The organism is Nocardioides sp. NPDC057772 (assembly GCF_042798075.1).
Lineage (GTDB): Bacteria > Actinomycetota > Actinomycetes > Propionibacteriales > Nocardioidaceae > Nocardioides.
Genome location: NZ_JBHVKN010000097.1, coordinates 1 through 7,085 on the forward strand (window position 1 = coordinate 1; position 7,085 = coordinate 7,085).

Here is a 7,085-nt window from a genome sequence, read left to right on the forward strand (position 1 = left end):
ATCGGTGTCGCAGGCGGAGAATCCGATGCGTCCCGTGTTGAGGACGAGCCAGGGATGGCCGGTCTGGTGCCCTTCGAGGTCCGCGTAGCCGAGGTCGGCGAGTCGGGCCGCGCTGAGCGCCGGCAGTGGTTGCCCCGGCAGGCGTCGCCGGGCGACGGCACGAACTCCTTGAGCCCGGCGCGCACGAAGATGCCGTAGCTCTGCACCCCGTGGTAGCGGTCGTTGCCGCCGGGGCTCTGGTTGCCGCGTACGGCCAGGGCGTCGTCGTCGAAGCCCGGCGGGTTGCCCTCGATGGAGTCCGCGGTGTCTTGGCCCGAGAACACGCACTCCGAGGAGGCGCGGTCCGGCGCCGGGATCTCGCCGCCCTTGCCGTTCACCTCGCCGGCGCTCGCTGCTCCGGCCCCGGCCAGCACGAGTCCCGCCGCGATGGCACAGCTCTTCATCAACAGCTTCATGATCTCTGTTCCTTCCGTCTTCGGTGCCCTGACCTGAACTGACCTGCCGTGGCGCCGAGCTGTGGTTGGCGTTCCGCTCAACCAGACGAATGGCCAGGAAGGCCGAGATGTCGTGTGGGCTTGCAGTTTTCATCATCAGTCGGCGTCGAGGCGTTGTCATACGCCAATCTGGGGGAGTCCTGCGCGCGACCGACGCGCCGCGTGGGACTCTGTCTAGATCTGTTTTCATGCGGTTGGCGGAGAGGATGTCGATGGCTCAGGGCGGTGACTCCGAGACCGGGAGCACGGACTGGGAGCGTACGAAGGCCTACCTGCTGCACGATCCGACGAAGTGGAACAGCCTCTCCTGGATCACCGCGCGCAGCCTCATCGACTCGGTCAACGACATCTTGGGGCGCGGTACGCGGGGGCTCGTCGAGAACCTGCGTGCGCACTGGACGAAGAGCGACACGCCCCTGACGATCACCGCCCCTGGGGTCTCGAGGTTCCTGGTCATCGGCGACACCGGCGAGCAGGACCCGTCGCAGTACGTCGTCGCGCCGGCGTTGGCGCGGGCCGCGGGTGATTGCGTGGACGGGGGAGGACAGAGCTTCGTGCTCGTCCTGAGCGACGTGATCTACCCGTCTGGCAACGTCAACGACTACGTGGACGGCTTCTACAAGCCGTACCGCTCGAACCGGGTGCCGGGGCTGAAGGCGCCCGCCGACGTACGGGCCGAGTTCGCGCTTCCCGAGAACGTCCCGGTCTACGCGATGCCGGGAAACCATGACTGGTACGACGGCCTCTACGGGTTCGCCCACCAGTTCCTGTACGCGGCGGACGAGCCGCCGACCTGGCCCGGCGAGGTCTTGGCGCCATCGTTCGGGGACAGGCTCGGGCCCTGGGAGCTGATCCGCGACCGCTTCGGCCGCATCATGTGGCGTACGCCGAGTGAGCCGGTGGGCAACGCCGTGCCGGCGCGGTGGGGCGAGCCGGCCGACGGCGGCGGGCCGGCACCGGAGTCCCCGCTGCAGCCGGCGCCGTACTTCGTCATCGAGACCGAGCACGTGGACCTGGTGTGCATCGACACCGGCATCGACGGGACCATCGACGGCCCGCAGTTCGACTGGCTGAGCTCGCTGAGCGGCGAGAAGCCGAAGATCCTGATGACCGGCAAGCCGCTGTTCGTCAACGGTGAGCGCCGGACGTGCGCGGTGGCCGGACGACCCGGCGAGACCGTCTACGACCTCGTGACCGACGAGGAGCGACGCTACGTCGCGACCGTGGGAGGGGACACGCACAACTTCCAGCTCTACGACCCGCGGGACGCGCAGAGCTCGCGCGATGGCCGGTGGCACATCGTCAGTGGTGGTGGCGGTGCGTACACGCATGCCACCCATCCGATCCGGACGGCCGTGTCGGACGCGCGAACCGACCTGCGATTCCGGCCGACCAGGCTCTTCCCGGGTTCGGCCGAGTCCCTGGCGTACTTCGCGCAGCAGCTGGTCCCCAGCATCTGGAGACTGCTGTTGACCGTCGTGCTGTTCGGCGGGGGAGTGGTCCTGGGTCGGTGGCTCGCCGGCGTCGGTGGTGTCGCCATCGCCACGATGATGGTGCTGATGCTGCTGCACCTGATGCCGCAGCGTCCCGGACGCAGTCTCTTCGGACGCCGCCTGCTCCTGCGCCTCGAAGCGCTGGTCGTGGGGGTGCTGGCGACGCTGTTCCTGCATCAGTACCTGCCGGATGCGGCAGGAGCCCTGCTGGTGCTGTTCGGGTGGAGCACCCTGTGGATCTGCCTCAACGCCTGGTGCGTGCGCTGGTCGAGATGGTGGAACCCCGTCGAGCGGGTCCCCTGGTGGCATCACGTCGCGTTCGCGTGCGTGCTGGCGGCTCTCGTGGCCCTGGCTCTGCTGCCTTGGGGCTTGGATCAGCTCGGCTCGGGCGAGGGACGTACGGTGCCGTGGTGGCTGTTCGTCGCGGTCGGCGTCTACGCCGTCGTGGGGATCGTCGGGTGGCGGACGCGGATCGTCAGCACCGTCAACGGCGCGAGGGCAGCGCGCTGGCTGAAGCGATCGGTCGTGTGGGCCGTGGCCGCGCAGGCCGCCGTGGTCTCGGGCGAGATGTTGCGCGTGCTGAGCGGTGAGGGCTTGACCCTGCTGTTCTTCAGCGGCCTACTCGGACTCGTGCCGATGGCGGTGATCGCGGTGGTGGTGCTCGCAGCGCTCCTGGCCCCTGACCTTCTCACCCGGCCTCTGGGAGATCAGCCCGTACGCCGGGTGCAGGCGTGGCTCCGCTGGCGACGGGTGGTTCGGCCCCTCGTGTTTCTCTCGGCGCCCGTGACGCTGGCCCTCTGGTGGTGGGTCGCCGACGCCGTCGACTCGGAGTGGATGCGGGCCGCCTTCGCCCTGCCGGCGCTGATCACGGTGACCGCGATCGGCATCTTCGTCATCGACTGGATCCGACGGGAGCACGCGCGCCTGTACACGCCTCTGGTGGCCCTCGTCATCCTGGCCTTCGGCGCGCTCCTGCTGGGGGCGGCGGTGCCGGGTCTGCTCGACGTACCGATCTTCTCGGAGCTCGCCCCGCTCGCGAACGAGCTCCGAACATGGTGGCCGGCCGTGGCGGTTGCCGGGGCCCTCTTCACCCTGGTCGCGGTCGGCGCAGCCGCTCTCCTCGCCCACCTGGTCTTCCTCGGCGCCTACTCGCTGATCGCTGACCCCGGGGCCTGGGTGCGCCCTCGCTACCGTCCGGGCGTCTCGACGCCCTACGACTTCATCAGCGAGGCGGACGCGACGTCCATCATCGAGGCCGAGCAGGAGCAGATGGGTGGCCAAGCGGCCATCGTCGACGGTGTCGATCGACGTACCAGACGCCGCGCCCAGATCGCCTTCCCCGGCCTCAACCCTCCCTTCGGCCCGATCCAGAAGTTCGTCTCCGAGATCTACTCCCTCGACGAGCCGCCGTTCTTCAAGCACTTCCTCGAGTTCGAGACCTCACCCACCGAGGCCGTGGTGAAGATCCACCGCGTCCGTGGCGACCAGCCGGTCGAGATCGAAGAGGTGGCGAGGATCAGTCTCACGGGTACGGTCGTCGCACCCTGACTGACTGCTCCGGGCTGCGAAACGCGCACATCGGACTCAACCCCGAGCCCGGCCACGCGGGCTCGGTGAAGACGCGTGGACGTCAGGCCATATCGGGGACATGCAGATGGGCGTACGCGAGGTCGAACTCGTGCACGTCGACGATCTCGCCGCCCGTGTCGCTCGCGGCCCGGCTGCGCATCTCGTCGGCCGCCGAGCGGCTGGCTTCCATCGCGGCGCGGGACTCCCAGGCCGTGGTGGCACACCCCAGGCCGGAGGACCGGTTCACCAGCAGGCTGGCGCTGCAGAACCCATCGGTCTGCTCGAGCTGGGGAAGGATCCCGACCCGGAAGATCTCGGCCATGGCGTCGACATCACCCTGCAGCCAGCTGACTCGGGCGCACTCGCCGTGGTGGCTACGGTGCATGACGACGATCTCCCACCCGTCGATCTGCATGTCGCCACCGAGGATGTCCTTCCCTCGATCGCGTAGCGCGCGAAGCTGCTCGTCGCTGGCGCGCATGGTCGCCTCGTCTTCCCACGAACTCGTGGCGATGCAACGCCCGGACTCGCGGTCGACCAGCAACGACAGGCCGCGACAGCCCTCGATGCTGTCGAGCATGGGCCCGGCCTCGTTCTTGACGAACGTGATGCCCGCGTCGATGTTGCCGGGACTCCCGTGGAACGTAGTGGAACGTGCGTACACAGCCCGCTCCTTTCTAGGACAGGGCAGTGCCCGGACCGGCACCGCCGGTTCTTCTCTGTCTACTCCTCTGGGCGCGGGGAGGCCATACCCAAGCTATGTGGTTCTCGGGGCCCGTCGGGCTGAGTCCGACGGTCTTCTGTGCTGGATGGAGATCTTCCTGGGACGTGCACTCGCGGCGAAGTGACGCACTTCGTCGAGATGCAGGAAAGATTGATGAGCCTCCCGCTGCGGCCTTGACGAACCGCCCTGACTGCGCCGCGTGGTCGATCTTCGCAGCGCTTGGGCGCTCAGGGACGAGTCGTTGGCTCGAGTCTCGCGACGACGCCGTCCGGTCGGCTCTGGCCCGAGCTAGGCTGCGCCACTTGGCAACCGATTTTGTCGGTGGGTCGCACTAGCCTCAGACACACTGAGTTGCCCCAAACGTGACAGGACTTCCCGTGACCGACCGTTCCCCTTTGCAGCGGCTGATCGGCGACATTGACCTAGCCTCAATCGGCGACCCGCTCGATGACCTCTCAACCTTCTATGGCTGCAAATCGGTCGCAGAACTTCGGCGCGCGTTCCGGGAGCAAGTCGAGGTCGAGGTCTCAGCGATGCTGCGGCTCATCGAAGACGCCGACGCCTTCGACGTGATCGAGCTGATGCGAATGCGCGAGTTCTCGCCAGTGCCGGATCCGCGTGTCTTCATGCCAGGTGGATCTGGCATCGCCGTCGAGATCGTCGCCTGCCTCTTGCTTGCTCGCGGTCAGCGAAAGACCGGTGACGTTCCGCGCGAAGAAACTCGTCCGCACGAAGCCATCTCCGAACTCCACGACCGGGCGCAACGGCTTGCGCGACTCGCGCTGTACCTCCGCATGTCAGAGTCGCACCTCAACCCCGATCCGATGGCTCAGATCGCCGCCGAATACCAAGCATCCGTCCTCCTCATTAGGAATCTTCAGTACGACACGATCCGCGATCGTCATGAGGCGGAGCTGTTCAACCATCCTGTGACAGCGAGTCTTATGCAAACGCATCTGGGCTACAGCTATGCCGACGTGCTGCAAATCCGGCACGCAATCAACGAGATCGGCGCGACCAGAATGACGAAGCACCGTGACGACTCGGCAGAAATCCTCATGCGGCACCACGGAACACCACCGGCGGATGTACCCAAGGCTGACCTGCAAGCCTTCATGGACATTATGATGCCGATGATGTTCTTGCCCGCCGATCGAGCATCGATCTCGGCGGGCGATGTCTCCGACGAATCCGGGATCGCGGTCGACCAGGTGAGACGAGTCCTGGACTCCTATTCGCAGTTCTTCGACGCGAGCGAGACTCCTTCAACCCGCGTATACACCATGCTGACGGGGGCCAACCCGTTCTTGACGACACCTCTGATATCGGACGGTGCAGGAACCTACGCTGCAACCACCAATGATGTCGGCCTCGACTCGCTCCGTCGAATTTTCGAGGCCGCACTGCCGACGAACTCGGCCGATGTTCGACGATATGACCAGAAAGCCCGCCAGGTCGTCAGCGAGCGACTGGCACTCCAGCACCTTGAGACGATCTTGGGCACCGCCCCTTCGTACGCGGGTCTCAAGTACTTCGCCCCGGCGAAAGACTCGCCGACGACATCACTTGATGCAGACTGCCCCGATCTCGACGCGGTCGCGAACCAGGTCGAGGGAGACGGACTCTTCGTCATCGACGATGTGGCTATCTGCGTAGAGGTGAAAGCCAAGTCGATCGCTGCCGCGGCACGACGCGGTGATGTACGCCGGTTCACAGCCGATGTGCGTGCAACGATCGGCGGCGCCTCCGATCAGGCCCTGCGCCTACAGTCCCTGATCGAGACAAACAGAGGGATCTGGCTAGCAGATCGGACCTGGCTGTCGCTGGACCACGTCCGGGAGGTCCGGTCGGTCGTGGTGCTGCTTGACGATGTCGGCCCCGTGGGCGCGGCGCTTGGCGACCTTCAGCGCGTGGGCTTGATTCCGGAGGTGCGCCCGCCGTGGATTACCTCGCTTCACGACCTTGCCACCATCGCAGAGGTCAGCGACAGCGCCTCGGAATTCCTGCTCTACTTGCGGCGGCGAACGGATTCAGACGTCACCATGCACTACCGAGCGGAAGATGAGCTCGACCTCTACATGCTGTTCCTGGATGGTGAGCTGTACATCGATCCAGATCCAGATGAGATCCGGACTCTGCATCCAACCGTGCCGCCGGTGAAGCCTCATGAGCGCCGCCGACACGAGGCGGGTGCGGTCGGCACCCTGGTCGGTGACCAGTGCGGCGACCTGAACGCGTGGATGGGTCGACACCTGATCGAGGCACACAACAACCCACCCGGGAAACCGCACTTCAACGCTCCCGACGGCATCCACGATCTGATCACTCATCTCGTCTCGTCGGGCGCAAAGGGAGCACTTCGGACCGGTGCGGATCTGCTCGGACTGTCCGGGGACACTCAGCTGAAGCTCCTGAGACTGATGAGAGATCGAGCCAAGGTTGCGGGGCAATCCAGTCAGTACCGAGACGCGATGCTGTCCTTCGCGGGACTCTGGGGCCACCCGACGCTCTTCATCGCTGCCGCGCCAGCCGCCGTGCGGGAGGCCGCCCAGAAACGGCTCGAGACCTATATGCGTGCCAAGAAGCACCAACTGAAGTCCGACCGTGCCGTTGGACTCCTCCTAGACGAACTCGCGAACATCCAAGCGACGATCTACCTAAACGACCCGCCCGGCGACGATCCGGCCCTCGACGCGCTAGCGGCCGAGATGGGATTGCAGCCGGTTGGTGACGCCACCCGACCATCACCGCCCCCGTCAGCACGTCGAACCACCAAGCGGCTGCGCGGCAAGAAGGCGAAGAAAA

At 66.2% G+C, this 7,085-nt stretch carries 4 protein-coding genes; 2 read left to right on the forward strand and 2 right to left on the reverse strand.

Translation table 11 applies throughout. The annotated features are described in order from the left end of the window. The coding region (locus ACFVJS_RS16430; RefSeq protein WP_378882196.1) for a hypothetical protein at nt 1-455 on the reverse strand (455 nt) is incomplete at its 3' end. Between the two features lie 251 nt (nt 456-706). Here ACFVJS_RS16430 and ACFVJS_RS16435 point away from each other — a divergent pair. Beyond that, nucleotides 707-3,535 carry a metallophosphoesterase gene (locus ACFVJS_RS16435; protein ID WP_378882199.1) on the forward strand — a complete coding sequence of 943 codons (2,829 nt, stop codon included), beginning with the start codon at nt 707-709 and terminating at the stop codon, nt 3,533-3,535. Between the two features lie 82 nt (nt 3,536-3,617). Here the strand turns inward: ACFVJS_RS16435 and ACFVJS_RS16440 are convergent, their stop codons facing one another. Next, nucleotides 3,618-4,220 (reverse strand): hypothetical protein, encoded by a 603-nt coding sequence (locus tag ACFVJS_RS16440; protein ID WP_378882202.1) that lies wholly within the window; start codon nt 4,218-4,220, stop codon nt 3,618-3,620. Between the two features lie 437 nt (nt 4,221-4,657). On the opposite strand from ACFVJS_RS16440, the gene ACFVJS_RS16445 reads away from it, so the two are divergent. Next, the coding region (locus ACFVJS_RS16445) for a hypothetical protein (protein WP_378882204.1) at nt 4,658-7,085 on the forward strand (2,428 nt) is incomplete at its 3' end.